The 1,419-nt window shown below is 57.6% G+C and carries 1 rRNA gene (cut by a window edge); it reads left to right on the top strand.

Annotation, left to right across the window (positions count from 1 at the left end):
- Nucleotides 1-145: 145 nt before the first annotated feature.
- Nucleotides 146-1,419 (top strand): 23S ribosomal RNA (locus ACWD3I_RS48930); its annotated part runs 1,820 nt beyond the window's last position; the annotation flags it as partial.

Genomic DNA, 1,419 nt, shown 5'->3' with positions numbered 1-1,419 from the left:
GGTGCCGGGCACGCTGTTGGGTGTCTGAGGGTATGGCCGTATCGGCTGCCTTCAGTGCCGGCCCCAGTGCACTCGAACCGGTTGGTTCGGGGTGATGGGTGGCTGGTCGTTGTTTGAGAACTGCACAGTGGACGCGAGCATCTGTGGCCAAGTTTTTAAGGGCGCACGGTGGATGCCTTGGCACCAGGAACCGATGAAGGACGTGGGAGGCCACGATAGTCCCCGGGGAGCCGTCAACCAGGCTTTGATCCGGGGGTTTCCGAATGGGGAAACCCGGCAGTCGTCATGGGCTGTCACCCATACCTGAACACATAGGGTATGTGGAGGGAACGCGGGGAAGTGAAACATCTCAGTACCCGCAGGAAGAGAAAACAACCGTGATTCCGGGAGTAGTGGCGAGCGAAACCGGATGAGGCCAAACCTACGACGTGTGAGACCCGGCAGGGGTTGCGTCGTGGGGGTTGTGGGATCTCTCTTTCACAGTCTGCCGGCTGTGAGGCGAGTCAGAAACCGTATGGATAGGCGAAGGACATGCGAAAGGTCCGGCGTAGAGGGTAAGACCCCCGTAGCTGAAATCTGTACGGCTCGTTTGAGAGACACCCAAGTAGCACGGGGCCCGAGAAATCCCGTGTGAATCTGGCGGGACCACCCGCTAAGCCTAAATATTCCCTGGTGACCGATAGCGGATAGTACCGTGAGGGAATGGTGAAAAGTACCGCGGGAGCGGAGTGAAATAGTACCTGAAACCGTGTGCCTACAAGCCGTGGGAGCGTCGCGCGCTGAGTTTACTCAGTGCGTCGTGACTGCGTGCCTTTTGAAGAATGAGCCTGCGAGTTTGCGGTGTGTTGCGAGGTTAACCCGTGTGGGGAAGCCGTAGCGAAAGCGAGTCCGAATAGGGCGGTATAGTAGCGCGCTCAAGACCCGAAGCGGAGTGATCTAGCCATGGGCAGGTTGAAGCGGAGGTAAGACTTCGTGGAGGACCGAACCCACCAGGGTTGAAAACCTGGGGGATGACCTGTGGTTAGGGGTGAAAGGCCAATCAAACTCCGTGATAGCTGGTTCTCCCCGAAATGCATTTAGGTGCAGCGTCGTGTGTTTCTTGCCGGAGGTAGAGCACTGGATAGGCGATGGGCCCTACCGGGTTACTGACCTTAGCCAAACTCCGAATGCCGGTAAGTGAGAGCACGGCAGTGAGACTGTGGGGGATAAGCTCCATGGTCGAGAGGGAAACAGCCCAGAGCATCGACTAAGGCCCCTAAGCGTACGCTAAGTGGGAAAGGATGTGGAGTCGCAGAGACAACCAGGAGGTTGGCTTAGAAGCAGCCACCCTTGAAAGAGTGCGTAATAGCTCACTGGTCTAGTGATTCCGCGCCGACAATGTAGCGGGGCTCAAGCGTACCGCCGAAGTCGTGTCATTGC

The organism is Streptomyces sp. NPDC002817 (genome assembly GCF_053592055.1).
This window is presented reverse-complemented; position numbering and strand designations above follow the sequence as displayed.